Origin of the sequence: Streptomyces sp. NPDC050636 (genome assembly GCF_040654775.1) — a bacterium.
Lineage (GTDB): Bacteria > Actinomycetota > Actinomycetes > Streptomycetales > Streptomycetaceae > Streptomyces.
The window spans coordinates 1-26,138 of record NZ_JBFAIP010000010.1 but is presented as its reverse complement, the minus strand read 5'-3'; the positions used below and the strand labels follow the sequence as shown (position 1 = coordinate 26,138).

The 26,138-nt window shown below is 64.8% G+C and carries 21 protein-coding genes and 1 pseudogene; 3 read left to right on the top strand and 19 right to left on the bottom strand.

The genetic code is table 11. The annotated features are described in order from the left end of the window. Positions 1-271 precede the first annotated feature (271 nt). A complete protein-coding gene (locus AB0I10_RS12055) occupies positions 272-880 on the top strand; it encodes a sigma-70 family RNA polymerase sigma factor (protein ID WP_363152290.1) in 609 nt (202 codons plus the stop codon). A gap of 734 nt (positions 881-1,614) precedes the next feature. Continuing rightward, a pseudogene (locus AB0I10_RS12050) lies at positions 1,615-2,331 on the top strand (IclR family transcriptional regulator C-terminal domain-containing protein); the annotation flags it as partial. Positions 2,332-2,713: 382 nt separating this feature from the next. Here AB0I10_RS12050 and AB0I10_RS12045 read toward each other — a convergent pair. From AB0I10_RS12045 to AB0I10_RS12020, 6 genes are all read right to left on the bottom strand, one after another. After that, the gene (locus AB0I10_RS12045; protein WP_363152289.1) at positions 2,714-3,097 is read right to left on the bottom strand and encodes a hypothetical protein; all 384 of its coding nucleotides are present in this window, start codon (positions 3,095-3,097) and stop codon (positions 2,714-2,716) included. A gap of 451 nt (positions 3,098-3,548) precedes the next feature. After that, complete coding sequence (locus AB0I10_RS12040; protein ID WP_363152288.1) at positions 3,549-3,908, bottom strand: hypothetical protein; 360 nt, start codon at positions 3,906-3,908, stop codon at positions 3,549-3,551. A gap of 8 nt (positions 3,909-3,916) precedes the next feature. Then, complete coding sequence (locus AB0I10_RS12035) at positions 3,917-8,668, bottom strand: DUF6531 domain-containing protein (RefSeq protein WP_363152287.1); 4,752 nt, start codon at positions 8,666-8,668, stop codon at positions 3,917-3,919. A 584-nt stretch (positions 8,669-9,252) separates the two neighbouring features. Continuing rightward, entirely contained in the window at positions 9,253-9,777 is a 525-nt protein-coding gene (locus AB0I10_RS12030; protein ID WP_363152286.1) for a hypothetical protein, read from the bottom strand. 4 nt (positions 9,778-9,781) lie between these two features. Continuing rightward, positions 9,782-11,221, bottom strand: a complete 1,440-nt coding sequence (locus AB0I10_RS12025) for a ParB N-terminal domain-containing protein (RefSeq protein ID WP_363152285.1) — start codon at positions 11,219-11,221, stop codon at positions 9,782-9,784. Next, positions 11,218-11,886, bottom strand: coding sequence for a ParB/RepB/Spo0J family partition protein (locus AB0I10_RS12020; protein WP_363152284.1), 669 nt, complete (start codon positions 11,884-11,886; stop codon positions 11,218-11,220). Before AB0I10_RS12020 ends, AB0I10_RS12025 begins: the two co-directional genes overlap by 4 nt. 236 nt (positions 11,887-12,122) lie before the next feature. Here AB0I10_RS12020 and AB0I10_RS12015 point away from each other — a divergent pair, with 236 nt between their 5' ends. Continuing rightward, the gene (locus AB0I10_RS12015; protein ID WP_363152283.1) at positions 12,123-12,578 is read left to right on the top strand and encodes a hypothetical protein; all 456 of its coding nucleotides are present in this window, start codon (positions 12,123-12,125) and stop codon (positions 12,576-12,578) included. A 102-nt stretch (positions 12,579-12,680) separates the two neighbouring features. Here AB0I10_RS12015 and AB0I10_RS12010 read toward each other — a convergent pair whose 3' ends face one another. From AB0I10_RS12010 to AB0I10_RS11950, 13 genes are all read right to left on the bottom strand, one after another. Further along, the gene (locus AB0I10_RS12010) at positions 12,681-13,784 is read right to left on the bottom strand and encodes a hypothetical protein (protein WP_363152282.1); all 1,104 of its coding nucleotides are present in this window, start codon (positions 13,782-13,784) and stop codon (positions 12,681-12,683) included. Between the two features lie 913 nt (positions 13,785-14,697). Then, on the bottom strand, positions 14,698-16,860 hold the full coding sequence (locus AB0I10_RS12005) for a hypothetical protein (protein ID WP_363152281.1): 2,163 nt from the start codon (positions 16,858-16,860) through the stop codon (positions 14,698-14,700). A 20-nt stretch (positions 16,861-16,880) separates the two neighbouring features. Next, positions 16,881-17,552, bottom strand: a complete 672-nt coding sequence (locus tag AB0I10_RS12000) for an ABC transporter ATP-binding protein (RefSeq protein WP_363152280.1) — start codon at positions 17,550-17,552, stop codon at positions 16,881-16,883. A 101-nt stretch (positions 17,553-17,653) separates the two neighbouring features. Further along, positions 17,654-17,923, bottom strand: coding sequence for a hypothetical protein (locus AB0I10_RS11995; RefSeq protein ID WP_363152279.1), 270 nt, complete (start codon positions 17,921-17,923; stop codon positions 17,654-17,656). Between the two features lie 1,023 nt (positions 17,924-18,946). Beyond that, the gene (locus tag AB0I10_RS11990; protein ID WP_363152277.1) at positions 18,947-19,927 is read right to left on the bottom strand and encodes a polyprenyl synthetase family protein; all 981 of its coding nucleotides are present in this window, start codon (positions 19,925-19,927) and stop codon (positions 18,947-18,949) included. Positions 19,928-20,213: 286 nt separating this feature from the next. After that, the gene (locus AB0I10_RS11985; protein WP_363152276.1) at positions 20,214-21,356 is read right to left on the bottom strand and encodes a terpene synthase family protein; all 1,143 of its coding nucleotides are present in this window, start codon (positions 21,354-21,356) and stop codon (positions 20,214-20,216) included. 31 nt (positions 21,357-21,387) lie between these two features. Continuing rightward, positions 21,388-22,449 carry a polyprenyl synthetase family protein gene (locus tag AB0I10_RS11980; RefSeq protein ID WP_363152275.1) on the bottom strand — a complete coding sequence of 354 codons (1,062 nt, stop codon included), beginning with the start codon at positions 22,447-22,449 and terminating at the stop codon, positions 21,388-21,390. A gap of 5 nt (positions 22,450-22,454) precedes the next feature. Next, complete coding sequence (locus tag AB0I10_RS11975) at positions 22,455-23,318, bottom strand: methyltransferase domain-containing protein (protein ID WP_363152274.1); 864 nt, start codon at positions 23,316-23,318, stop codon at positions 22,455-22,457. 36 nt (positions 23,319-23,354) lie between these two features. Beyond that, positions 23,355-24,407 (bottom strand): polyprenyl synthetase family protein, encoded by a 1,053-nt coding sequence (locus tag AB0I10_RS11970; protein ID WP_363152273.1) that lies wholly within the window; start codon positions 24,405-24,407, stop codon positions 23,355-23,357. 380 nt (positions 24,408-24,787) lie between these two features. Then, positions 24,788-25,051 carry a hypothetical protein gene (locus AB0I10_RS11965; protein ID WP_363152272.1) on the bottom strand — a complete coding sequence of 88 codons (264 nt, stop codon included), beginning with the start codon at positions 25,049-25,051 and terminating at the stop codon, positions 24,788-24,790. Beyond that, complete coding sequence (locus AB0I10_RS11960; RefSeq protein WP_363152271.1) at positions 25,051-25,269, bottom strand: hypothetical protein; 219 nt, start codon at positions 25,267-25,269, stop codon at positions 25,051-25,053. The genes AB0I10_RS11965 and AB0I10_RS11960 overlap by 1 nt, the downstream gene beginning before the upstream one ends. A gap of 147 nt (positions 25,270-25,416) precedes the next feature. Further along, positions 25,417-25,737 carry a VRR-NUC domain-containing protein gene (locus AB0I10_RS11955; RefSeq protein WP_363152270.1) on the bottom strand — a complete coding sequence of 107 codons (321 nt, stop codon included), beginning with the start codon at positions 25,735-25,737 and terminating at the stop codon, positions 25,417-25,419. Next, complete coding sequence (locus AB0I10_RS11950; protein WP_363152269.1) at positions 25,734-25,982, bottom strand: hypothetical protein; 249 nt, start codon at positions 25,980-25,982, stop codon at positions 25,734-25,736. The genes AB0I10_RS11955 and AB0I10_RS11950 overlap by 4 nt, the downstream gene beginning before the upstream one ends. Positions 25,983-26,138: the final 156 nt, after the last annotated feature.

Genomic DNA, 26,138 nt, shown 5'->3' with positions numbered 1-26,138 from the left:
TAGCGGGATGTATCCCAGCCGGGGTCAACCTTGCACGGTTGATGCGCGCTCTGTGGCGACGCCTCCGCGCTGCTAGGCAGCGCCACAGTCTCCAAAGCCGAACGAGTCCTGAAACGCAGTGCTGCAGTCCCACGGCAGTCAGGGAGATCCTCCACAACCTACCGCCGGGTGTGCTGGTGCAGTACCGGGGCCGGGACGGCAGCACGCTGTCGGCATGGCGGGCCGCTTCCCCCCAATCAGACAGCGACCAGAAACAGAAAGATCACGGGTTGTGGTGACTGGCTCCGCGGACGAGGCCACTCTGAGCTTCAACGGCGAGCAAGGCAAGGAACTCCTCAAGAACTATGCGACACACATACACCAGACCGCCTGCCGGATTAAGAAGAGATTCCCAACTCTCGCCGCATCGGCCGATGATCTAGCCCAGGAAGCTTTTCTGCGCACGGCAGAGGCATGCCGGCAAGGCCGCCTTAAACCGGGAATGGACTCGTACCCCTACCTGTGGCAGACAGCCCGGCGGCTGGCCATCGACGCTGTCCGGAGAAGCGTTGAAGAGCCCACAGACGAGGACAGACTCTGCGGAATCCAAGACCAGGCCGGTGAGCCGCAGAACGCAGAGGAAGCGACGCTGGCAGAGTTGCGCGAGGTAGTCAGACCCGCAATCGCCGTGATGCGACCGACGCAGCGTCAACGAGTATTGGATCTGCAGAGCCAGGGATTAGAAGACGACGCGATCGCCGCGCACCTCGACGTGCCCAAGGGGCAGGTCGCCGTTCAACGGAACCGGGGGGTAGCCGAACTCCAAGCTATGGAGGACGTCCGACGCCATATCCGGCCTAGGCATGTGAAGGAGAAACCGCGCGGGAGGGCGACGAAGTGAGTGATGTGACGGGCAACAACACGGGAGACAGCCGAATCGATGGGTACGAATCCCTCGATGCTCTCCTTGCAGCACTCAAGGGCCCAACAGACTTCTGGGACCGACCAGACGGGAACTGGGGCTCCCTGGGTGACGCAGACACGTCGGCTCTCAGCCCAGAGGAGGCTGAGCAACGTAGGGACGCTAACTCAGCCTACCGACTGGGCACGAAAGCTCTCCGCCGAAGCGAACTCGACTTGGCCATGCGGTGGTTCAGCCATGCCCGTACCTACCAGCACCCCGGGGCTGCCTTCCGTTCCGCCGTGGTGTTTCTGCGCCGCGCCCCTGTTCGTGTGAGCCTGCCAACGGGGGCTGGGAAGACACACGCCTTCCTGGCAGCTGTCCACATGCTCGTCGACGCCGCTCAGTGGGGACACAGCGACGCACAGCGGCTCATGGTGTACGTCGGCAAAGTCAATTGCCCCGCCACGGGCGAAGACGGGCCCTCAGCAGACGTGGCATCTAGTGACCAACGCTACGAGCCGCAGGATGCTGAATTTTTCGAAGAGATCCGCCAGGCGGTAGGCACCGCTCGTGCCACTCGCCTACCGCCAGCGGGTCGGCAAACACCGCCGCAGTCTGCCACCGCCCCAGCCTCGAACGTGCACGACCCATGGTCCGCACATGCTCTGCGTGCCCCGGCTGTCACCCAAGCTGCACGGCAAGCACAAGACACACATCGCCCGTCCGCCCGCATGGAATCCGTTCACCGAGCCCTTCGTGTCCTGGAGACCATTAGCCGCCATTCCGGAGGTGTGAGCAGTACACAGATCACCCGCGAAACAAACCTCCCCTACCAGGTACTGGCTCGCGTTCTCGCCACACTGTGCCGGGTTGGACTCATCGCCCAGGTCACCGACAGCGTTTACACCACTGGGCCGGCCCTAGATCTACTCGGCTCCACTGACGGCGGCGGAAGCGCCCAACTACAGCGCACTCTCTCCATGCTTCGCGACAACGTTGGAGCTGCGGTCTACGTCAGCCGCTATAAGGACGGTGAGGTCGACATCACGCAGTACGCCGACGGGCCTCGCACGCCGAAGGTCAACGAGTGGGTGGACTTCCGCTCGGCAGCCCACGCCAGCGCCGTGGGGAAATGCCTCCTGGCGCAGCTGGACTATGGCGATCGCATGGACCACATCACCCGTCACAAGACCGCCCGCCTCACCTCACGGACCATCACGAATCAGAGGGTTCTGTTCACCGCACTGGACGGTCAACCCCTCGCCCAGCCGGTACTGGACTTGCAGGAGTACGCCGTTGGGACCGTATGTGCCGCTGTACCGATCAGCACAACTTCATCCGCTGGCTGCGTGGCCCTGTCCATGCCCGTCGCACGCGCACACCGCCTCGAGCAGGCTTCTCAAACACTCAACAGTCAGGCCGCCATCGTCCTGCTGTCGCTCCTCTTGAACGGCGAACAATGCACCACCACGACAACCAGCGATGCCACGCCTGCGCCGGGCCAGGACGACAATCCTGATTCGTTCGATGCGTTGGAGCAGTCCTCGACTCACAACCCAGGGTTGCCTGATCTGGGTCGACTTTCAGGCCATGCACTTGGAGCCCAAGAAGGCAGAGCCGGCCTCCACAACGTGCGGCACAGCGACTCCCACTTTCAGTCATTGCCCAGCGGCGAAATTATCCAAGTTGCCACTCACGGGAGCACATCTGCGGACCATCTGACCCTCCGATCCGAAGGGTCACAAATCGAAAGCCCGTGTCTTGTCTAATAAGGGCTGTCCCGCTTAACTGCGGCTGTGGTGGGGGTTCGGTCGACTGAGCACTCCAACGTCAGAGGAAGATGAGTTCGACGCCCTCGTCAATACAGAGGCGCAGGACGACCGTCAGCTGTTGGGCGTCCTCGATGTGCTGCTGGAGGAGCGGTTCGTCGGGCTCCTTCTGCCATTGACCGGTGATCGCTTCCAGGCGGGGCAGCATCGCAGCGCACTCGGCAGTCGAGAGGTCGTCACCACCGACGTCCGGGTGATCGAGGAGCGGTTCCAGAGCGGTGGAGACCTGACTCCACGGACGGCCGCCCCCGAATCCCCGCATCTCGGAGAGGACAAACCCCTCGGCCCGCGCGAGCCGTTCCCGGAAGGCACTGAATCCGGTGCAGGACCAGGCGACGTCCGGACTGCTGGTGTCTCCGTCTCCCGGGAACAGGGTCAAACCCACGTCGTCCTCCTCGCTCGCGAAGTGGACAGGATCGGCCAGAACAAACAGCGCCGGCAACTGAAATGACCCCCGGTGGCTGGCCACGTCTGGTACTTCAACGAGGGCGCTCGTGCGTTCTACCAAGCCGCAGGCTTCAGCCCAATGAACGTGCTCCTGGATCAGCAGCTCAGACTTCGAAGCTTGCCCGGCCCGGCCCAGGACCGGGCAACAGCAGCCGAGCGAGCGGACCTTGCCAGTACCGACCGATCGATCGACAACACGAGTCTCAATTCGGTACCTGCTCCCATTCCAAGGCCATCCGCCGAGCTTAGACCTGCCAGGGATTCAGAAATAGGCGCTAAGGGCTTCGCGCATCGGGATTGGAAACAAATCGAAAGCCGCAGGTCGGAACACGAGGCTCGCCTCTGGTTCACGGGAGACAATACGATTCTGGAAAATCTCCCGTACTGGCTCAGTCGAGGTGCGGCCGCTCGGCTGAGATTTGATACCTTCGGGCGATTTCAATCGTTCCCTCTACAGCGTTTCTCAGCGCGCGTTCCAGCTCTCCCAGTTTGGGAACTCGTTCCTCGAAGCTGGGAGCAGCGGTGACTTCCTCCCAGGCACGGTGATATGCGTCCTCCAGATCCAACATAGCCTCAACCATGTCCGCATGCTGCTCAAGCGGTAGGCCGCCGTTCCCCTGTGTGGCCATGCTGAGTTGTGCATTCACTGAGATAAGGTCACCAACCAGTCGAACGTGCCCAACTCCGACTTTTTCGCTCAGAATGATATCGGCAAGAACAGCATTATAGTGTTCTTCATTTCCCTGCATTGCGTCTCCTAATTCAGCATCCGTTTAAGTGTGATCATTCCTCGTGCACCTGCCGGTATATCCACTCCGCCAGCTCTCAATATATCCACGCAGTAGGTGACGCAACTGTTATGCCTGAGGTCGTAGGGGCCGAGGTCTGCGTTGAGTGTCTTCAATTGGGCCTCAAGCGCAGCTGTCACGTCAGGTACATCGAAGGTGCGCTCTATCACGTTCGGCCCGAGGCGTTGAGCGCCTGCACCCGTTGTGGGAAGACCGTTTGGGCTCCCTGTTCCGTCCCAGCCCCTGATGATCTGTTCGGTCTCCAGGAACCTGCCGTTTCCTTCTACTTGGATGGTGGCGTGGTTCATGTCCTGATCCCAGCGCACCGTCGCCCGTCCAGGGTATGGCGCGAGCCCGAGGGGGTCCGTCCAGGTGTGAGGATTGTGGACGTAGGTGGTGGGGTTGGGTGCCGGGGTGAGTCCGAGGGGGTCGGGAGTGGTGTAGCGGGCGGTTTCGGGGTCATAGGTACGGAAGTAGTTGTAGTGGAGTTCGGTCTCAGGGTCGAAATACTGTCCGGGAAATCGAAGTGGGGTGTAGGCGGTGGCGCCTGTGCTCCAGCTCGTCGCGCCCCAGAGGGTGGTACGGGTCCGGGCAGCGATGGCACCGGTCTCGTCGAGAAGTTCGGTGGGCGTACCGATGAGATCGGTGACGATGGCGAAGAATCGCTGGTCCACCTCATGTTGCGGAGCGTGGACTGTTGTGCGGCGTTCGCGCTGCACCAGAGGAGTCAGCCTCCGGTGGTCCCAGGTGATGGTCGCTTGGGTTGCGCATCCGTGGACGAGGGTGGTCTGCTCGCACAGAGTGGTGCCATCCCAGGTGAAGTCCACCTGCTCGGCGATGCGCTGCCCGTCCTCGGTCATGCGTAGCTTGGCGGTGCGCCGTCCAAGGGGATCATAGGTGTAGCGCCAGAGGGTGCCGTCCGGACCGGTACAAGAAATCAGGCGGTCTTCAGCGTCCCAGGTATAGCGCCACGTGTCGGGCTTTCGCGACAGGCGGGTCTTGCGGCGCGACGTGGTCCGGCCGGCCGCGTCGTATTCGTAGCGGACAGTGCCTGCGCGGTAGATGCGGGTGCCGGTGTAGGTGCGTTCGCCCCTGGCTTCGGGAGCCAGGTGACGGCTGGGCCAGGTTGCGTGCGTCTGGTTGCCAGCCGTGTCGTAGGCATAGGTCTCGGTCCATTTGTGGGCGGAGACGTTAGTGACCCGGCCGATGGTGTCGAGTGCGAAGCGGCGGGCACCGTTGAGGTGGTCGTCGATCCCGGTGAGGTAACCGTCCGCGCGGTAGGTGTAGGTGCGGTGCTGGATGGTTTCAGCGGCTGAGGTGACGTGCTGGGCGGTGAGACGGCCGAGGGTGTCGTGGGTGTGAGCGAACGTGATGTCGCCGAGGGTGCGGGACAGTTCCTGGCCGAGAGCATCGTGGGTGAAGGCAATGCTGCGGCCTCCGGCGTCCAGGCCGGACTGTCGCCCCGCAGCGTCGTATGTCCAGGTGCTGACCGCGCCGGTGGGGGTGGTGCGGGAAATGCGGCGGCCCAGGACGTCGTAGTCGAAGGTGGTGGTACGGCCGTTCACCGTCTCGGCGAGGACTCTTCCGGAGTCGTCGCGAGTGTAGACGATTTCACTGTCCGGCCCGGTGATTCGAGTCGGCCGCCCAGCAGGGTCATAGGTGAAGGTGGTGAGGTCACCACCGATGTCCTTGACTAGGGTTCGGCCGAGTCCGTCGTATTGGAAGCGGATGGTGTGGCCGAGCGCGGTGGTGCGGGAGATCAACCGCCCTGCTGCATCATGGGTGTATTCCTGGGTGTGGTTGTCGAAGTCCGTCTCAGAGATCAGACGCCCGGCCTCGTCGTACTCATAGCGCCAGGTCAGGCCTTGAGGGTTCATCACCTTCATGAGCCGGAGTTCGGTGTCGTGAATGAACTCGTGGCGTGCCCCATCTGGGCCGGTCCGCGCCTTCAGCTGGTCGAAATGGCCGTACTCGAACGTGGTAACGCGGCCCAGACGGTCTGTGTGTGCCGTGCAGTTGCCCTCGCCGTCATAGGTCCAGGACTCCTCCGTGGCATCCGGGTGCAGGCGGCTCACAAGGTGGCCTTCGGCAGTCCATCGGAAGTGGGTCGTGTTGCCCAGCGGATCGGTCACGGATATGGCACGGCCAAACTTGTCCCGCCGGAAGCGCGTGATGGCACCGAGCGGGTCGGTAACGGCTAGGGGCAGTCCCGTCGCGTCGCACTCGATGTGGGTGGCATTTCCCAGCGGGTCGGTGACCGAGGTGAGGTGGCCGAGTTCGTCGTAGGTGAAGTGGGTGGCGTGGCCGGTGGGGTCGGTGACGGCGGTCCGGTTGCCCTTGCCGTCGTACTCCTGGCGGAAAATTTGTCCGTCCGGGCCGGCGATCTCAGCAGGCAGGCCGAGATCGGTGTAGGTGGCGGTGCTGGTGGAGCCGTCCGGGCGGATGACGGAGACGAGGTGTCCGGCCTCGTCGTAGGCGAGGTGTGTGGTGGCACCGAGCGGGTCGGTGACTTGCAGGGGCCGGTCGTGTGCGTCGTAGGTGGTGCGGGTGGTGTTCCCCAACGGGTCAGTAATCGCGATGACCTGGAGACGGTCGTTGATGAGGTACCGGGTGCTGGCGCCCTCTCCGTTGGTGTGCGTCGTGACGCGGTGGCCGGTCTCCGGGTCGACCTCGCCGTAGGTGAACCGATTCTCCAGGTGCCACTCGGCGCCGCACTGGGTGGTGCAGCGGTGGCGGTGGTCGTAGGTGTACTCGTAGCGGGAGTCGTTGGAGTCGACCCAGGCGGTCATGCGGTGTTCGGTGTCGTACTCGAACCGGGTCACGGCGCCGGCGGAGTTGGTGACGGTGGTGAGGTTGCCGTCCTCGTCGTGGCCGTAGGAGCGGATCAGTTGGTCCGAGCCGTCGTCGGCGGCGCCGGCCAGGTGGAGGGCGCTGAGGCGGCCCTGTTCGTCGCAGGTGAGCTTGAGTTCGTAGCCGGCGCTGTGGCGGATCGCGTACGGGATTCCGGTCTCGTCGGCGTAGTCGAAGGTGATCCGGTGCCCGTTGCGGTCAGTGATCTCATCGGGCAGGGCGATGCCGGGGGCGTGCAGAGCGTCAGTGAAGTAGTGGGTCTGGCCCGTCTCCGGTTCGCGGACAGCCCAGTCGCCCTGTTCGGTACGCGTCAGGGGCCAGCGTGGGCCGTTCTTCGGCAGCACCTGCTCGCCGGTCTCCGGGATGGCGTAGCGCAGCAGCATCCCCGTCTCGGTGACGAAGACGACCTCGTCGGCGTCGATTTCCAGGTGCTGGTCGATGATGGAGGACCATGACGGCCCTACATGTCGTCCAATGCGGGTTGACGACTCGTATTTACGGGTGAAGACCAGCGGCAGCGTGCCGGGTAGCGTGATGTCAGTCTGGGACAGGAACACCTTGCCCGTGGCCAGATCGACCGGGTCGGTGCCCTCCGTTTCCTTGCTGTCGTCCTTGCGGGTCTTGTCGTGGGGGTGGTCGGCGTCCGCCTCCTTAGCAGCCTCGCTCTTCGAGGGCCCCTTGGAATGGGGCCCCTTCGAGTTCGGTGACTTGCCGCCGTCGGTGCCACCCGGGCCTGAGCCGCGGCCGTTGGGGGACTTGGGATCGCCCTTTCCGTCCTTCCCAAGCCCTTTGAAGTGGTCGGCCAGGCCCTTGTCGTTCTCGTGATGGTTCTTGGCCATCTGCTTGACGCCGCGGGTCATGTTGTCGTCGAGGTGCTTGGCGGTCTTCTTGACCGCGTTCTCGATGCCGTCGATGACCTTGTCGAGCATCGTGTTGGCGGCGTCGGCGATGAAGTCCTTGCCGCGGGTGCGCCCGTGGTGGCTCTTGGCCTTGCCGATCTTGCCGCCGGCCTTGTTGCGGAACGTGCCGCCGGCGCTCTCCAGGCTGGTGACGACCTTGTCGTGTTCGTCCTTGTCGAAGCTGAATCCGCTACCGCCGCCGGAGCTGCTGCCTCCGCTGCTGCTGCCGGATCCGCCGCTACCGCCCGAGCCGCCTCGGCGGCCGCCGGCGCTGAGGAGTTCCATGGGGTTCTCGGCCGCCGACTTGGCGGAGTCCTTGGCGTCCTGCACGCCCTGGTTGAAGCCGTCCTTGCCGGCTTTGGCGGTCTGGCCCAAGTCGACGCCGTCCTGGACGCCGAGGGCGTTGGCGCCGAGTTGGACGACGAGGTCGCCGACCATCGAGGCGAGGGCTTCCTCGACGGGGGTCAGGGCGATGCTGATGACCTGTTCGGCGACCTGCTGGCAGACCTCCTTGAAGAGGCGTTTGACGATCATGCGGGTTGCCTGGGTCGCGGCCAGCGCGCCGACTTCGGAGAGTCCGAGGGTGAAGGGGGCTGCGGCCTGGGCGGCGATGACCTCGGCGGCGAGGATGCCCAGTTGGACGAGGGCTGCGATCTTGGCGCCCTCGATGAGGACCGCGACACCGTCCATCGCGGTGCCTGCCATACGGCCGCAGTCTGCGAGGCCCTTCAGGTGCTGGCCGTTGATCTTTCCCCAGTGGGCGCTGAGCGCCTCCACGGCCAGTGAACCGCCGCCCGAACTCACCAGACTCTGGATGGCGGTGTGCGCCTCGTTCGCGCCCTCATCGATGTCGTCGGCGAACTCCCGCATGGCATTGGCCATCTCGCGGTAGTCGTCCTCGTCGACATTCGGCCACGACACACCGATCAGGTCGAGCAGCTCATCCGCCCAGCCCGGCAGCACAACACCCACGAAGAACACGCCCCCCGTTGATCAACTTCGCCGCGGAAGACTCTTTCATTCACATGACGATTCCTCAAGGCGGGCATGAGGCACACCCGGTCCGGTAGCTCCGGGAGAACCTCGCTGTCCCACGACCGGGAGACTTCACGGCTGCGACGGACTTCTGAGCCAACCAGGGCTTCTGTCAGACCATGAAGATTCCCGAAGAACACCTCAGCGAGCCGGGGCTCGTCGCCGTGGGATCACCGTGGCCGACGAAGACACCGCTACCCAGGCCGTGGCCCCGATCGGCGGGACGTGGCTCTCCACTGGTCCCTCCGCCCTCTGGCTTGCCCCAGCCAGGCCAGCGTCACCGTTCGCACTATGCCGACCGCCGGGCACCGCTGACTGGCGGCCGCTTCACTCCAGCCACCGACTGAACGGCCCAGCGCGCGCAGCCGTCTGCGGGGTCGTCAGCACTGGTTGGTCGGCCCGGTGTGACTTGCCACCCCCCGAGTGACCGCTACCCGCATTCCCCCGTGGCTGACGCTGTTCCGGCGCTATCAACACAAGCAGCGGGCGGAGCCCGTGTGCTCCCGGGCTCCGCCCCCGGGCTACATGAGCGGCAGTTGCTCGGTCCCTCGTGGCGGTTGTTCGGCGGCTACGAACTCGACCTGGGGAACTCCGCGATGAGTCCGCAGCCACCAGGCGAACTGCCAGTTTCGGCAGGTCCGGTGCAGTCTCGACCGACGCAGCGGAGCGTCGGCCGGGATGGAGTGCTCACCCCAGCCGAAGATGGGCCGCGCGTTGGCCAGCCGCACCGTGAGATCGGGCACCATGGCGTCGCCCTCCCAGGTCTCGCCCGGCGCATACTCAAACGCAAGATGCGCGTTGCGAGGCCAGTCCCATGGGAACGGAAGGGCGCAGAGGTACCAGGCAGGCGGCGGATTCGTTGCCGGAAGCCGGAGCGTCTGGTGCTGCTTCCGCCGGTCGATCCGGGGCTTGTCGCAGTCGGCGAAGGTCTTGAGGCAGTGCTGCGTGAGGTCGAGTTCACGGATGCCGGCCAGCCACATGATGCGGTAGCTGGCGCTGGCTTCTATTTCAACGCGGACCCTTTGTGGGTCCGCCCCCGATACCATTCCTTCACTCCTCCATTTTGGAATTCCTATCCTTGGTCAATTCTATCAGAATTGCTGAAATTCCCTCATGTTTGTTGTGTTGAAATTCGTTGGGGTAAGGCATGTTGAACTCGTTCTTGAAAGCCTCCTCGTACTCGGCCAGAGGGATGGAGCGCGGTTTGCGGCACACGGCCTTGACGGTCGCCCGGGTGGTGTCGCTGAGCTGTACGTCCTCGAAGTACCGGGACAGCAGACCTCGCAGGGACTCGGGTGTGTGGTAGCGGATGCGCTGCCACTTTCCGCGCACGAAGCGCATGTCCACGTTGTTGGAGTCGAGGAAGGACAGGCGGGTCGAGTCACGGCTGATGGAGTGGTCGGAGTTCTCGTACGCCATCTCCCGGTCGAGATTGCGGGTGCCGATGCACACCTGCCCGTCGGCCGAGCAGAGCGCATTCACCGTGAGCAGCACCCAGTGCTGGTAGTCCAGTGAGGTCGTGGCGTTGATGACCGAGTCAAGGACGACCACCTCGTACAGACCCCGCTCGCGTAGCTCCCGTTCGATGCCGCGGATCTGGCCGACGATCGTACGGATGTCGAGGGCGTACTTGCCCTTGATCGTTCGGTACGGCTCATAGTCCTGCACCCGGTAGCCGCTGGCCCGCAGATGCCGGGCGTAGTCCCCGTGACCGGCCCCGAAGTCCACTACGCGATGCGATGTCGTCAACCATGGCAGGACGAGGCGCTCCCACACCTCACTCTTGTAACGGACCTTGTCTGCCTTGGCCTTCGAGGAGTGCTCGCGCAGCCGGTTGGGCTGGACGATGTGCTGGTTCCACACCGGGGCCTGTTCTTCGAGACCGGTCCAGTCGTAGACGCCGTACTCGCCCGTGAGGTCCTGTACGAGTTGGCCGGCGTCGAAGGAGGCGACGGTCCAGGCGAGGACGTCGAAGCGTTGGGTCTTGGCGACGGCTGCGTACTCGGCGTTGAGGACGATGCGGCCCTGGTCATCGATGACGACGGAGCCCCACGGGCCGTGGGCGGAGGTCATGAAGCCGATCGCCTGCTGGAACGGCAGGTTCTTCGACTCCTCGACTTCGATGGTCTGCCACGGGATCCAGCACCACTGGCCGATCGGCCCCGGCTCGGCGTACACGACGCTCGATTCGGTCTCCACACGGTTGTGCAGGAGGTTGAACTTGATCTCGTCCTGCAGCCGGACCTTCTGCGGCAGGATCATCGCCGGGGTCGTCGCCTCGCCGATCGCCTTCAGCCCCTTGGTCCTCTGGTGGCCTGCGACCAATGTCCCGTCTGCGTTCAAGATGACCGGCTTCACTACGCCGTGGCGGCGTAGCGACCCCTGGAGTCGGACGAACGACTCCTCGGACAGACGCCGCGGGTTGTAGTCGGCGGGGCGCAGCTTGCTCAGCGGATAGGCGGGGTCGAACCGTACGTCGAGGCAGCTCACGCGACAGCTCCCTCTGCGCCGCGGTGCTCCTCGTTGAGGACGTGCCATCCAAAGCCCATGTCAGAGTCATGCGCGTCGACGAACTGCTTGTACAGGGCGTCGAGCAGTTCCACCTCAGCTTGCGTGATCCGCACACGGGTGGACGACCACTGCATGTAGCCCCACTGGAGGTAGTCCACCGTGGCTGCCGCACCAGTGCCGGCGCCGTCACTCGGCAGCTCGATCGGGGCAGGGAGTGCAGTGTCGTCCAGGAGCTGATCCAGCTGCTCCTGGTCGTAGCCGGTGCCCTGAAGATCGGGAAGATCGGTGAGGATGTCGGCGAGGAGCGCAGTGTCGTATCCGGCGAGGTCGTTCGTGCGGTTGTCGACGATGACGATCTTCGCTGCTGCGTTGTCGTCGACATCGAGCCAGGTAACGGCGATCTCGTCCCAGCCGAGGTGCTTGGCGGCTTTCAGGGTGTGGTTGCCGGCGAGGACTTCGTTGGGGCGGCCTGTCAGCGTGCCTTTGTTGACGACGACGGCGCGGTACTGCCCATTGGTGGACAGGGATTCAGCGATGGCGTCGACGTCACCCGTGCGTGGGTTGCGGTGGTACGGGGCAAGCTCGTCGACGGGCACAGCGAGGTCCGCGAGCGAAGCGGGGATGCGCGGGGTGGCGGGTGACACGAGACTCCAGCCCCACGCCCGCCAATGAGCCTAGGGGATCGGGCCCCGCGTTTACGTCCTCGGCTCTCGGCTCGCTGGTTGTTGCGCCCGGGCCTCTGCGCGCGGAACGAGTTCCTAGTGGCGCTGATCGTCAGCGACGGCATCGAGGGAGCTTCCTACGAGTGGCCGTTCCGTGCCCGCCGTAGAGGACGTGTCGCTACGATCCTGCTAGTTAACCGTCGATTTGGAGAGATGGCATGGCGCTTGTAGTGCGACAGCAGCAGCTGAATGTGCACGTGACCTACCATCAGTTCTGCTTTCAAGAGTCGGATGAGTCGTGTGTCCCAGTCGAGTATCCCGACGGATTTGAGTGGGGGAAGTTCGTCAACGTATTTCCTGGGCGTATCGACGTCTTCAGTGCCGGCCACACGCATACTGCCTCTGTCGGTGTTGAGGTGTGGGATAGTCAGCCTCCCGAGCCGAAGCGTGAGTTGTGGGATGAGGTGGAGGAGGTCACTGTGGAATCGGCTACGGGGCAACTGGCAGTGTGGGACATGGGGCGGTCAGACGATCTGGTGTGGTTGGGCAGTTCGGGAGGCACTTGGCGGGCGCGGATGCACTGTAAGGGGCGGGAAGAGACTAAGCGGATAACAGAGCAAGATGGCTCCGTGGAGGGCGTAGAGAAGTATGTGGTCCAGTTCTGGCCGCAGTGACATCCCTGCCGCTTTGGGCCAGCTTACGGCGCGTCCAAGCCCGTGCCGGTGCGTGGTGGCCGGTGTTGTGGGGCCCGTCAACGGGCCCCACAACGAGCCTGTTTAGTCGACTTTAACGAGGAACCCGTCGTCCAGCCCGTCAATGAGTCGCATCTTGCCGTAGAAGCTCTTCAGTAGAGTTCCGGCATCTTGATTCTGTTTGCCGTCGAGCGGCTGAACGGAGAAGTTGTTCTTCTTGGCATCTCCGTACTCGTCTTCGGCTGCGCCCTCGTAGGTCGAGGCAAAGGGGAACTCGTCACACTCCTTTCCTCCGTCGGTGTACTTCGGCCCCCAGTACTTCTTGCAGTTCGCGACGGCGACAGTACGGTTTCTGTCGTGGCGTTTGGTGTCGCGGAAGATCCTGTGAAGTGGCTCCTTGCCTGATTGGCCCGGAAGTCTTTTCGCGGGGTTGGTGGGCTTTGTGCTTTTCGGGTCCGTGTATGCCTTCTTTATGTGGTCAGCGACGGCCTTCTCGGGTGCTCCGGCCTTGGAGTGGTAGACCAAAGATGGCATGTAGCTGAAGGCTGCCGCACCCCTCTTGGTGGGGTCTGAGCCACCCGTCGAGTTCTTGAGATACTTGGCCGCGTCCCAGCGCGGAACCAACATGTCCAGCTTTGCCGACGGTGTTCCATCCACATAGCCGGAGGGCCACTTGGTATTGATGGTTGCCACGTATGCAGCCGACACCAGATCGTCAGTGCCGTTGCTTCCCTGGCCCGGGGCCACAGTTAGGGTATGAATGAACTTGGCAGGAGATGTCAGTTTCAACGCATCCCACGACTTTGGCCCGGGGATGCTACCCCCCTGGCTGGCTTGCGCAGTGGACGGCCACTTCTTTGCCACCTTGGGGTCGGGCGTGACCATAAAAGCACTGGTATGCGCCGTGCCTATTTTCTTGAACCTGGTGAACTGAAACTCGAAGGTCACCTGCCTATCCGTGTCCTTGGACACAGTCCCGAGCAGCCAGACATTGAATTCACTTGTGCCCTTTGGGACGCCGCGCTCCTTCCATATCTGCACCATGTGCAGTCCTGCACACACAGCGAAACGAGACTTCAGGTAGAAGCTTCCATCATAGCCCAGGGCCTCCTCGCACTCTTTCTGAGTGATCGAGCGCGGCGGGTCGGGATACGAGAGGGGAGCAGCCGAGCTCTTCAGCGACGTCACCTGCGGAGGTGATGAAGGAGCGGTGATTGTCCGGGACGCTGCACTCGCGAATGTAGTGGCGGGGCCGACGGTCTCGGCGGGTGTGCGAACGGCGGCAGGGTCCCAAGAGCGGGCAGCAAGCTGGCTGACAAGGCCTGGACTGGACCGTAGCTCGGCCAAGCTGGGAGCGGGAGCGCCCGGCGGAAGCACCAGGTTCTCAACGGTCGTCGAGCTGTCCGGACTCTGAGCGACTGCTGGCGATGCCAGTGGAATGAACGATGCAACGCTTGTCAAGGCTATTGCGGAGCCTCCGAAAAGACGTTGTAAGTGGCGGATGTTCACGTGGTACCCCCTGGGTGATGGACGTCGGATTCTCCGACGTCCCGTGACGGTCATGAATACATGTTTCGCTTCATGAATGTGTGAGTGCACGGAAGAATGGCCTAACACGACCCCGTGGGTGGCTAGTTATTTTCTGAGGCAGGACCATTTCTGAGGGTGCAGTTTATTATCTGGGGTCCTGGTCAGGAGGCGGTGATAGACGCGATCCAAGATTTGCTACCGCGCATGGTCGGCAGCTCTATCAGGACAACCACGATTGGGAGTCAGATGATCTCCTGGGATTAGAGGAAGCCGTCACGTACCTCACGCGTCGAACTTGGCCGGTGGCGACAGCCCTTGGGGTGTTGACGTGATTGCCGCTGCTCGACTGGGAGGTGCGCAGCCGCTGTGCGAGGCGCTAACGGAGGATCCTCACCTTGGTCTCGCTCTGTTTGTGTCGGAGACGGCTTGCCAGGAGCGGCGCCTGCTCGTAGCCGAACGCCTGCCGGCAAGGGCCCCGGCCCACGCAAGACTCAGCCCGCGGACGCCGAGCCACACGGAATCGTCGGCGTAGCGTGCCGTGCAATGCGCTGGGGATCAGCTGTTCTTGGGGTCAGTCGGCGCGAGGCCGCCACGTCAGTGCGCGTCGTGCGGCTGTGGAACCGCCTGCGGCCGTTGCGGCTGCGGCGAGGAGGGCCGTTGCGGTCAGGACGGCCGTGATGAGGTTCCATGACAGGGTCGCTCCGCTTTCTCCTCCGGTGACGGGCTGGACCAGGACGACGTGGACGAAGGTGCCGATGGCACCGGCGCCCAGGAGCGGGGCTCCCAAGCACCAGAGGGCTGTGGCGTGGAATACCTGGCCGCGTCCGGTGAGCACGGTGAGCGGGGCGAGTGTTTGGGCGAACTGCAGAAATTCAGAGAGCGCGGCGAGTGCCATGGCAGTGAGCAGAACGAGTGTGCCGATGGTGCCGAGGAAAGGAATCCAGCGGGACTGGTAGCCGACGGCGAAAGATTTGGCTCCGTCTTCAGCTACCGGCTCGGTGAGGGCTTTCACGCTCAGGTAGAGGTGGGCGGCGCGTTTGACGGCCGGGATATCCATGGGTTTGTCGATGTCGGTGAAGACTACGGCCTGCAGACCTTCGGCAGAGTTGATGGCGCTGACTGGGCCAGTGCGGACAGCTGCGGGGGTCTCGCCGAAGGTCTGGTAGCCGGAGACTCTGAGGCGCTTGTCGAGGGCCCCGTACGGCACGTCGGCTTCTTGCCCTGCGGCAGGGCAGGGCAGCTGGAGGGCACGGAGGCTGCTGCAAGGTGCCTGGAGGACGCGGCTGGCACTGGAACCGTCCGGCTGGATGTTCCCTGTCCCGATGGCGACCGTGTGCGCCCCCTTGGGAAGTGCGGCAGCGAAAGCATCGGTGAGCCGCGTTGCCGAGGTTTGTACGAGTGCCATGGTCTGGCCTTGCGCGGAGTTCAGCTGTTCCTCGTCCCCAGAGCGGGCGAACAGGAGGCTGGTGATGATCTGGGTCTGCCCGATGACGCCGATGGCGATGATCATCGCGGCGACCAGTCGGACCACCATCCCAGGTCGGGCCGCGGTGGTGCGGGCGGCGATCAGGCGCGCGGGGGCGCCGCTGTGTTGAGGCGACTTTGACGCCCGGCGGCTGATGCGTGACGCGGCCCAGCCGATCACCCAGGGAAGCGTCACCCACACGCCGACGACCGCGAACAGATAGGCCGCCGCGGAGCGTTGCGCGCCGAAGGACTTTGACGTCAGAGCCAGGACGAGAAAGGCAGGACAGGATCCCAGGGCCAGGAGGCGTAACAGACCGCTGCCTGCCGCGCGGGGCCTGGTGGATGCTCCCTCGCGCGCAGCGGCGGGACGCAACAAGAGGACCAGCCCAAGCATCATCACCACGGAAGCGGCAATGGCACCCGCCAGAGTCGCGCCGACGCGGCGCAGGTCCGGCGCGTACAGCGTGTAGTCGATCCACGGCAGCTGTACATCTACCAGCAGGAATGGAGTGGCGAGTAGGGCGGCGAGAGTAGCCCCGATGCAGACGGGCCGGATCGCAGCCCCGATGTCCATCCATGCGCGTGCCGCCCGGCCGGCACCGAGGGTGTGCAGCAGAGCATCGCGGCGGTCCCGTCCGGCAGCGCCCATTCTGGCCGCCGCTGCCGCGAGACCCAGAGCAGGAAGCCCGAGCAGTACGCCGATGATGGCCAGCATCGACGACTGAGGGCCGATGACCCGCAGGTCACCAAAGGCCGGACCGGCGCCTCCGTACCCGGTGATCTTCTCCATGCGGGCCGTGCCCAGCATCGCCGTGGTGGGGCGGACGTAGGCCAACCGTTCGCCTGGTGATGCCAGTCCCTCGTCTGAGATGGTTCCGACACGGGTTCCGTACCGGTGGGTGAAGTCCTCATCTACCGGCCCTTCGGCCAGTGCCGGCGACAAGAACACCTCGCCAGGGCCTGGCCAGCGCGCCACCCCGGGCGGCAAGGGCGCACTTTCAGTCAAGGGAGCGATGACGACCACGGTGAACTGGCGCCCCTGGTAGCTGTCCCAGTACCGGCTCCACAGAGCCGAGCCCTGCTGCCCGTGATCGGCAAGGGTGGGTACACGCGCTGCCCCGCGTTGCTCACGACCCTGCCAGGTCGCGGTCGTGGCGGTCAGCGAGCAGAGTGTCACGGCCACGATCGCTGTAGCGGCCAGCAATGCCCAGAAACGGGCCCGGCCACCCTCGGTGGTCCGCCCGGCCGCCCGGCCGATGCGCAGCATGTGGCGGATGCGACCGCTCTTCATCGGGCACCTGCCAGAGCGCCTTGTTCGAGGTGCATGACGCGGTCGGCCCGGTTTGCCACGGCGGGGTCATGGGTGACGACGAGTAGTCCGCACCCGCGCGCGGCCGGTACTGCGAACAGCGTCTCGGCGACATGGTCGCGTGAGGTTTCGTCCAGTGCCCCAGTGGGCTCATCCGCCAGAAGCAGCGCGGGGCTGCCGATCAACGCCCGTGCCACGGCAACTCGTTGACGCTCACCGCCTGACAACTCACTGGTCACAGTCTCGGTGACAGGCACACCGAGTTCGTCCAGGAGCTTCCGGCTGTCGTCATACGCGCGGTCGCGGTCCACACCGTCCAGCAGGGCAGCCAACGCCACGTTCTCCACCGGAGAGAGCTCGGGAAGCAATTCCCCGAACTGGAAGACCATCCCCACATGCTTTCTACGGTGCTCCGCCAGGCGCCGACCACGTAAAGCGACAACATCGCGTCCAGCGACGATGACTGATCCCGCATCCGGTCTGACAAGACCGAGGAGGATCGAGAGGAGCGTACTTTTCCCTGAACCGGAAGGGCCCATGACGGCGACGGACTCGCCGCCACGCACGGCAAGTTCGAGCCCGTCGAGCAGACGCCGGCCCCCGACCTCGTACCCCAGCTCACGGACTTCAAGGGGCAACGCATCCGACACGCCATCGGCCTTTCAGGAGAAGAGAATCAGCAGTGCAGCAGTGCGCTGCCCGGGGCGAAGAACGTCCCGGGCAGCGCGGCGTCACAGCGGGCCGTTATGGCTCAGTGGTCGTCGCTCCACCAGTTGGAGCAGTCATCGGGCCACTTGTCGATTTCGGTGCAGACGCGCATGTCCCACACCTTGCCGCCCTGGTTGCTGTACACCTTGGTGCCCTGTCCGCTGTGATTCCACAGCGTGAACATCTCCGTGCTCGGGCTGTTGCGGTTGTACTCAGCCTTTACGGAGTTGCCGTCTCCCTTGGTGTCCTGCAGGCCGACCTGAGACCCGCCCGCCGTACGCCACGCGTGCGCACCAGACGTGAACCGGTCCATGTCCGCGAAGGCGGTTGTGGACCCTGCCGCTACGGCGACCCCCGCGATCACCACAGCTACCCGTGACACTAACTTGCCGGCTCTCTTCATGACACGTCCTCCCGTTGTCGCGCAGACCCCACTGACAGAGATCGTGGGGTGATGAACGCTGACGATCTTTACAGTTGGTGAAGAGGTGATGAAGTCACCTTCCAGCCATGGAACTGGCGGAGTGGCATATTTCTCGGGATTCCCACCTTGTTCCTGCATAGATCACGAAACGGAAGGATGTACTCTCGACCAACATCGGCATCGGCCGCCCTGGACCGTCCCAGGCAGGGCGGAGGCCAACCGTCATGCGATCCCTGCGCGCCGGGCTTCCTGCCCCAGAGCTTGCAAGGGAAAGCCCGGCATCCTTGGGGCTCATGCGGCCACGTGGAGCGATTTACTCCGCTCACCTGTCAGCCACGGGGAGATCGCTCAGTACTTGGCCTGAACAAGCAACCCTGCCAACGTGTCTGTGCGGAAATTCGATGCCGAGCCAAAGCGAGCATCTCGCCGCAAAGGATTTCGGGATGGCGCAGCAGCTCTCCCCTCGCCCGGCCTCACGGCGCGCCGTCATCTATAGCTGCAACGTTGATGACGTAATCACCGAGGCTGAGCGCGTTCGGCAGTCCTGAACGTGTGACGAAGCCCGGATGAGGCATCGTCGCAGGTCAGCCGAGTAGCTCCGAGCGACTGACAGCGCAGCGTCTCCGGGCCTCCTCGCTGAGGCATTTCGTGGACAAGCGGTGCTGGTTCGCTGCTGAGGACTGCGCTGTTCGAAGGCCCATCAGGAGCCCGCCAGATGCGCCCGACACAGGCGGCCGTGTATCCGGCGGGCCGGAGCCGATGATGACCTCGCGTGCTTCGTTGCTGTCGGGGTGTCTTACTTCGAGCGGCAGGAGGATCAGGTCCTGGGTCTTCACCTCCCAGTGACGGTTCAACTCGATCTCGTACAGGTTGCGGGCGGCGGGAGAGGGAGACGGGCGGGCGGTGTGGTGGTCATGGCTGTGTCCTTGCGAAACGGTGCGGCGTCCAGGGCATGGTGGTGCGGGTAACGATGTACGTGAACAGCTGCTGCAGCTCGGTCAGCGTGTGCAGCAGCAGCGGCGCCTGCGACAGGTAGGACAGCGCCTGTGCAAGATGACGCTGCGACAGGGTCTGTGCGGCGGCCCGGCCGCCAGCCTGGTCGATCAAAGCCGCGAGTGATTCCGGCTCCGGCCAGCAGGACTGATTTCGCAGTCGGCCTCTCAGGGCCTGGGACTGGCGGGGGGCCGGGTCGTGGAGAGCTGCGAGGAGAGGCAGGGTCGGTTTGTGTTCGCGCAGGTCGCCCATGGCAGGCTTCCCGGTGATCGCAGGGTCGCCCCAGATACCCTCGACGTCGTTCGCTGCTTGCCAGGCAAGCCCCAGATGGTGCCCCGCCTGGTGGAGAGCTTCGGCGGTGGCCCGGTCTGCGCCTCCCAGGAGCGCGCCGATGCCCAAGGAGCATTCCAGCAGGGCGCTGGTCTTGCCCGCCGCCATCGCCAGATACTCCTCCACTGTGATGCCGGCGGGATCACGGTGGGCGAAGTCCAGGTCGGCGGCCTGCCCTGCTACCAATGCTGAGACTGCCCGCAGCAGCAGAGCCAGAGCCTGCACCCCGTGTTCCCCCGCATCCAGCAACCGTTCTTTGGCCGCTGCCAGCAGAGCGTCCCCGGCCAGGATCGCCCAACCCGTGCCGTACACAGTCCAAGCTGTCGCTCGCCCCCGGCGTAGTTGGTCGTTGTCGATCACGTCGTCGTGCAGCAGTGACCAGTTGTGGACCAGTTCCACGGCTGCCGCACCCGCCGCAACCCCCCGACCGTCCCGACCGTCCCATCCGGCCGCTTCCGCGGCCAGCAGCACCAGCGTCGGCCGCAGCACCTTGCTGGGCACGGGAGTCGGCAGCGCGTCACCCTCGGCCCCCCACCAGCCCAGGTGATAGCCGCCGATCCGGGCGAGCATCGGAGGCAGTTCCTGCACCGAGTGCCGCAGCACGGGATCAACCCGCTCGCGGGATTCAAGCAACAACTCCGGTACCTCACGTGGCCTGCGTGCTGTCATCACGTGACACCTCTCCTGCCTCTATAAGGGATCTGCACGCCGGGGACGCCGGCGCTGCGGGCGGGGGCAGTGTCGGCGGTCCGAGGTCGATGGCGGCCATAGGTGGCTCCCGGTCCGTGAGAGTGGGCAGTGGGCGCGCGTCCGGCTGCTCGGCGCTGGCCTGGAGGTTGGCTAGCTGGCGGTGCGGTCAAGAGCCGTCGGCAGACGTGAACGGTGAGCGGTAGAGGTATGGGGTGCGGTAGTTGGGGCGGGTGCGGTGGTTGGGGCTGATGAGGGTGCGTTCGGGCAGCATGGTCACGGTCGCGTCGGTGATGCCGTTCCACAGGAATCCCACCGCGTGGTATCGGGAGGTGAACCGGGAGAAGTGCAAGGTCGCCGCCATGATGTGGCCGATTTCCCGGAGGTAGGCGTGCATTCGGGGCGTGTTACCCCAGGAGGTGGTCGTGATCTCCACGCACTTCTGCACATACGACCGTTCAAGCTCGGCGGCCCGGTCCGCGTAGCGATTGACGAGCTGCTGGACGGTAAGGCCCTTGTTTCGGCGCAGAATCGATGACGCGTTGAGCGAGGTGTCCTGTTCGACGAACCACTCCTTGCGGAATGAGAACAGGTCATTGACGACGATTAGATGGTCATTGGCGTCTTGCCAAACGGCACCGAGTTCGTCGGGATGCCGACTGAACTCCTCCGTTAGGTCGATCCCGAGTCCGTACTCGGCCAGATGCCAGCAGACGGCGCCGTAAATGGTGTCCCGGCGCAGGTCCATGTAGTCCTCAAGCTCCAGCTCGTTGCCCTGTTCGCGGATCTCGACTTCGGTGACGCTTCTCCTCAGGATCCGACACTGGTCGGCGAGGAAGCGTTCTCGCAGCCCGTCCGACATGTCCTGGCAGAGATCGTTCCAGGCGTCACCCATCAACTGCCACCAAGCTGGCGCCTCAGCGGGGGTCGCCTGGCGGCCGTGGAGCATGTCCTCCCATACCCGCACGGCTGCCTTGGCGTAGGCGGAACTGCCCCCGAACGGCGCGTTCTTCCGCGTCGTTTCGTCATCGGCCACCGTAACGGCGACGGCGTACCGCGTCATGCGGAGGAGCCGGTCTTCGCGGGCGTGTGGGTATGCGTGACACGTCCACAATTCAAATCCGGTATTCAGCCATTCCTCGAGGTCCATGCCAGCAACATCCGTGATGTAGGAACGGACCCAGCAGGGAAGGTCGTACTGGACCTGCGGCAGCATCGGATGAACCGTCACTGGGAGGATGAGAGTCATCTCGGGGAGTCGGTAGCTGCATTCTTCCGGCCGTAGCGCGGCGGATAATTTCGCTGATTGCACGGCGATTCTCCTTGGCCTTCTGGCTTTTTGTTCACCGATTCCGCCACACGGCGGCTTTGGCGATACGACGAAGAGGTGTGGTGGCGGGGATGGGGAAAGGGCTGCGGTCGAGGGTGGCGATGGCCTGGCGGTAGCGGTCCGTGATCATGTCTTCGATGCCCTGGATCGCCCCGACGGTGTCCATCAGGGTGCGGGCCTCGTCGGCTTCTTCCTCGCTCAGGGCCGGATTCCCGATCAGGCTTCTGAGGCGTGCCGCCTGACTGCCGGATGCCTGGCGTAGTGCCAGGGCGACGAGTGCGGTGCGTTTGCCTTCCCGGAGGTCGTCCAGGTTCGACTTGCCGGTGAGGTCCGGATCGCCGTAGATGCCGAGCAGGTCGTCGCGGAGTTGGAAGGCTTCTCCGAGAGGGATGGCGAACTCTGTCAGAGCCTCCATCAAGGGATGGGGGGCGTCGGCGAGTGCGGCGCCGATGTGCAGCGGTCTCTCGACGGTGTACTTGGCGGCCTTGTAACGGATGACGGTCAGCGCGGCGTCGACGTCCGTGTCGAGGTGACCGCTGGCGGAGAGTTCCAGGTACGCGCCGAGGAGTGCTTCCGTGCGCATCAGACCGGTCAACGTCAGCACCGTGCGCATGCGATCGTCGTGCAGGCCGGCTGTGTGCACGAGTTCGTCGGACCAGATCAGTGCGAGATCTCCGACGAGTATCGCTGCGTTGGCGCCGAACTGCGGTCCTGTGCCTTTACGGGTGAACCACCGGTGAACGGTCTGTCTTCCGCGCCGGGTGTCGGATGCGTCGATGATGTCGTCGTGGACCATGGCGGCGAGGTGGAACATCTCCAGAGCTGCGGCGACCTGCACGACTGGGGGTGGAAGTCCGTCGCCACCGGCTGCCCACCATCCGCAGGCGCAGAGTAGGGGGCGCAGGCGTTTGCCGCCGCCTGCGAGGAGATGCCGCATGGCCTGAATGAGGTCCGCAGGAGACGGTTCCTGCGGTGCTGTTGACGCCTCCTTGCCGGTGAGGAAGGCGTCCAGTGCGGAGTCGACCTCGTGTCGCAGGTGCTCTGCCGCGGCCAGGTGATGTCCCGGCGGTGTCACCTCCGTCACCCTTTGCGGTCGGCCACGATGACGAGGTAGTTCATCAGGCCGTGCCGGTAGGCGTTGAGGAAGTGCGGCTCCACGCCGGTGGCCAGTTCGGAGCCACTGCGCAGCTCCCAGTAGGGGATTGCTTCAGCGGTGAGGTCGGCGATGTGCACGGGGATCAGACCGCTGTCCAGTAAGGCGCGTAAGTAGGTGGAACGGCGGTGGATGTGGCACACGTAGTGCTTGTCGATGGCTTCGACCTGGGGGGAGGTGTCGGCGATCACGTCGTTGCGGCACCAGGTGATCAGGACGTACCGGCCGCCGGGTGTCAGGAGGCGGGCGAACTCGCCGAAGGCTTCGCCGAGGTCGACGTACATGGTCGTCTCGTTGCTCACGATGTAGTCGAAGGAGCGGTCGGTGAACGGGGTGGCGACCATGTTCGCGTGGGTGAAACGGACCCGGTCCTGGCAGCCGTGGCGTATGGCCAGTTGGCGGGAGAGGTCCAGGTGATGGGTGCAGAAGTTGACGCCGTTGACGTGGCATCCGAACCGGCGGTGGATGAGGAATGAGGTTCCGCCCCTGCCGGAGCCGGCGTCCATCACCTGCGCCTCGGCGGGAACGTTGCCGAGAGCGTCGAGAACGAGGTCGACCTGTTCGCCCTCCATCCGGTGCATTTCCGTCAGGATGAGTTCTTCTCTGCGGTCCTCGGGCGCTTGGAGGACGGCGCGGTCGAAATCCCCTATCGCGTAGTGGTGGTGGTAGAGGCCGTCTTCGGCTCCGAGGCGCAGGTTGATGGGGTCCTGGGTCTTGTCCGTCCAGTGCTGGTGGAGTTCGCCCTCGTACTGGTTGCGCACGATGGATGTGCTGACCGGTTCCGGCTGCATGCTGTGCTCCTTCGTGGCGTACGGGCAAGGAGGCGGTCAGGCGCGGGTGACGATGAAGCGGAACAGCCGCTTCATCGCAGTGCCCACGTCTGGGGGAAGGCCCGAGCGATCGAGGTGGGCCAGGGCTGTGGCGAGGTAGTCGTCCGAGAGCGACTGTGCGGCCGCACGCCCTCCGGCCTGCTCGATGAGCACAGCCAGATCGTGTGGAGGGGGCCAGACAGCGCCCTCGCGTACGGCCCGGGCGAGGGTGTGAGCTGCCGCGCCGCGCGTGTGGAGGGCGGCTATCAGGGGGAGGGTGGGCTTGCGTTCCCGCAGGTCATTCATGGCGGGCTTCCCGGTGACCGCCGGGTCCGACCAGATGTCCTCGATGTCGTTGGCGGCCTGCCACGCAATTCCGAGGTAATGTCCCGCTCGCTGCAGCTGCTGGACAGTGGGTTCAGAGGCTCCGCCGAGGGCGGCTCCGATGCCAAGGGCGCACTCCAATAGGGCGCTGGTCTTACCGGCGGCCATCGTCGCGTACTCATCCACAGCGATGCTCGCCGGCGTCCGGCGGGTGAGGTCCAGGTCGGCGGCCTGGCCATTGATCAGTGCTGCGGCTGTGTTCATGAGAAGGGCGAGAGCCGCGGCCCCTTGGCCGTCGGCCAGCAGGAGACAACGGTTGGCCGCAGCCCATAGCGCGTCGCCGGTCAGCACCGCCCAATCGGTTCCGTACACAGACCAGGCCGTGGCTCGTCCCCGCCGCAGCTTGTCACCGTCCATCACGTCGTCGTGCAGCATCGTCCAGTTGTGCAGCAGTTCGACCGCCGCTGCTCCCTGCAGCGCGGTTGCATGATCTGGGTGCGGCGACGCGGCCGACAGCAGAACCAGGCAAGCGCGCATCGCCTTGCCGCAGGCTGCACCGGATGCGGGAGAGCCGTCCTGCTCGAACCAGCCGAAGTGGTACCCGCAGATGCGGTGCAGTTCGGGATGGAGACCGCTGACCGCCCGACGTAGGGCCGGCCCGACATGTCGGTGAGCTTGCGCGAGCAGATCGGGCACGGCCAATGCAGTGATGTCATCGGACGCCGGGAAGGGACTGCCCGTGGTCATCATCCCGTGGTGCGGTGCCCTGGAACAGGGCAGCCAGGTCCGGCCAACACCAGGGCAGGCGGGTCACGGTCAAGAAGAGAGGTGCGCAGAAAACAGCAGTACACGATCACGAATGAACCCACCTCAATCTTAATGGGCCGATAGCGGTCGCGTTCGATCGGAAAGTTACCGGCCCAGGACGAATCCTCGAATGGCAGGCACCCGGTCAACGGGAGCACTGGGAGAGCGCAGGGGCGCATCCATGGTCCGCTGCCATGGCCCCATAAGCCCTTGTGCGCCCTCGGGCTGAGGCACCACCCGATGCTGCGCGGTGGTAGGCGTGCGGTCCCCACCCTTGCCGGGAACCGGATGAATCATCACTCAGAGTACTCATCCACGTTTTACGCAAGGCCCCCGATGTACCGCGCCCACACTTCTGCCGTCCCGTCCTTGGTACTGATGGCTTTGGCTTCGAAGGCGCCGGCCGGGCGGAAGGCGGCGAGCTTGCCCCTGCGGATCCGGTGGCTCTGGTTGGAGGCACGGTTGATGTTGTCGTGGGTGTCGATGTGCGCCCAGTCGCCTCGGCGGGCGCGAAGGGCGTCAGCGGTGTTGAAAGCCTCCTCGCTGCGTCGCGGGGTGGGCAGCGCGTCGAAGCGTGCGTGCATCAGGAGGCTCCGTTCCGGGTGCTGGCGGCGAGTGCGGATTCGGCAAGGTGGCGGATCCGTTCGGCGGTACGCCACTGATCGTCGGTGAGGTGTTCGCACAGGCCGTTGGCGAGTTCTGCGATCTCGGAGAGTGCCTGTTCATGGCCGAGTCCCGCAGTCGGCCGGTTCGGGGCCGGTGCGCTGGCCTGTGCGGTGTCGGGGCGGTCGGTGTCAGCCACGGTGTTCGCCTTCGGGATCAGCGGTTGTTGCAGCGGCAGGTGTTGGTGATCGCGTTGAACCAGCTGTCGCAGCTGGCGCACCAGATTGAACCGGGTGCCGGTGGGGTGTCGGGGGTGTGGTCGCGGCTGGTCACGGGCGGATCCTGATCAGAGGTCGTCGGGGAGTTGGGTGCGGGGCCCGTTGGGGGCGAGTGTGGCGACGATGAGAGCAAGGTCTCGTGGCCTCCACAAGGCGGCTTCGAGGCCGCAGGCGGCGAGGTGCCTCAGCCAGTCGCGTTGGGCGGGGCGTATGCGGCCGGTGTTCGTCTTGAGTTCGGCGAAGAGGATGCGGTTGGCCTTGGGGTGTCCGTAGACCTCGTCGGGCCATCCGGCATCGCTGCGCTGGGAGTTGTGCGTGTGGTACGCGAGGGTCCAGCCGCGCATAGCGGCGAGCTTCCGGACGTGGCGGCGGAACTGCTCCTCCGTCACGGCCGCCTCCGGCGCGGTGCGGTCTCGGCGAGGGCGAGTGCGCAGTGTTCGGCGGCGTTGGGGTCCGGGCTCGGTATGTGAGCTGCGGGCCGGCTGGGGAGGGCGGGGCGGCGGTGGCGTTCGCGAAGGACTTCGTTCACGGGGCGCGGTGCGGCCTCTTCGAGTATTGCGGCGAGCGGTCGGCCCCATCGTTCGGCGATGAGGGCTTCGTACAGCTCGCGGTCGTGGTCGGTGTGGGCAGGCATCTGGGTCTCCATGGGTGGGGGGGGGGGCGCGGGGGGGGGTCGGGGGGGCCTTTTTCCTTTTGTTTGGTGTGGTGGGCCCCGGGGGGGGGGGGGCCCCCCCCCCCCCCCCCGGGCCCGGCCATGACCCATCGGACAGGCCCTAGGGCTCATCAGGCC

Coding starts and splice junctions, on each gene's coding strand:
- AB0I10_RS12015 (WP_363152283.1), top strand. CDS start 12,123: ATGGCGCTTGTAGTGCGACAGCAGCAGCTGAATGTGCACGTGACCTAC.
- AB0I10_RS11950 (WP_363152269.1), bottom strand. CDS start 25,982: ATGCCTGCCCACACCGACCACGACCGCGAGCTGTACGAAGCCCTCATC.
- AB0I10_RS11990 (WP_363152277.1), bottom strand. CDS start 19,927: ATGCTCGCCCGGATCGGCGGCTATCACCTGGGCTGGTGGGGGGCCGAG.
- AB0I10_RS12005 (WP_363152281.1), bottom strand. CDS start 16,860: ATGCTGCGCATCGGCCGGGCGGCCGGGCGGACCACCGAGGGTGGCCGG.
- AB0I10_RS12030 (WP_363152286.1), bottom strand. CDS start 9,777: ATGGTATCGGGGGCGGACCCACAAAGGGTCCGCGTTGAAATAGAAGCC.
- AB0I10_RS11975 (WP_363152274.1), bottom strand. CDS start 23,318: ATGCAGCCGGAACCGGTCAGCACATCCATCGTGCGCAACCAGTACGAG.
- AB0I10_RS11965 (WP_363152272.1), bottom strand. CDS start 25,051: ATGCACGCACGCTTCGACGCGCTGCCCACCCCGCGACGCAGCGAGGAG.
- AB0I10_RS11995 (WP_363152279.1), bottom strand. CDS start 17,923: ATGGACCGGTTCACGTCTGGTGCGCACGCGTGGCGTACGGCGGGCGGG.
- AB0I10_RS12040 (WP_363152288.1), bottom strand. CDS start 3,908: ATGCAGGGAAATGAAGAACACTATAATGCTGTTCTTGCCGATATCATT.
- AB0I10_RS11970 (WP_363152273.1), bottom strand. CDS start 24,407: ATGACCACGGGCAGTCCCTTCCCGGCGTCCGATGACATCACTGCATTG.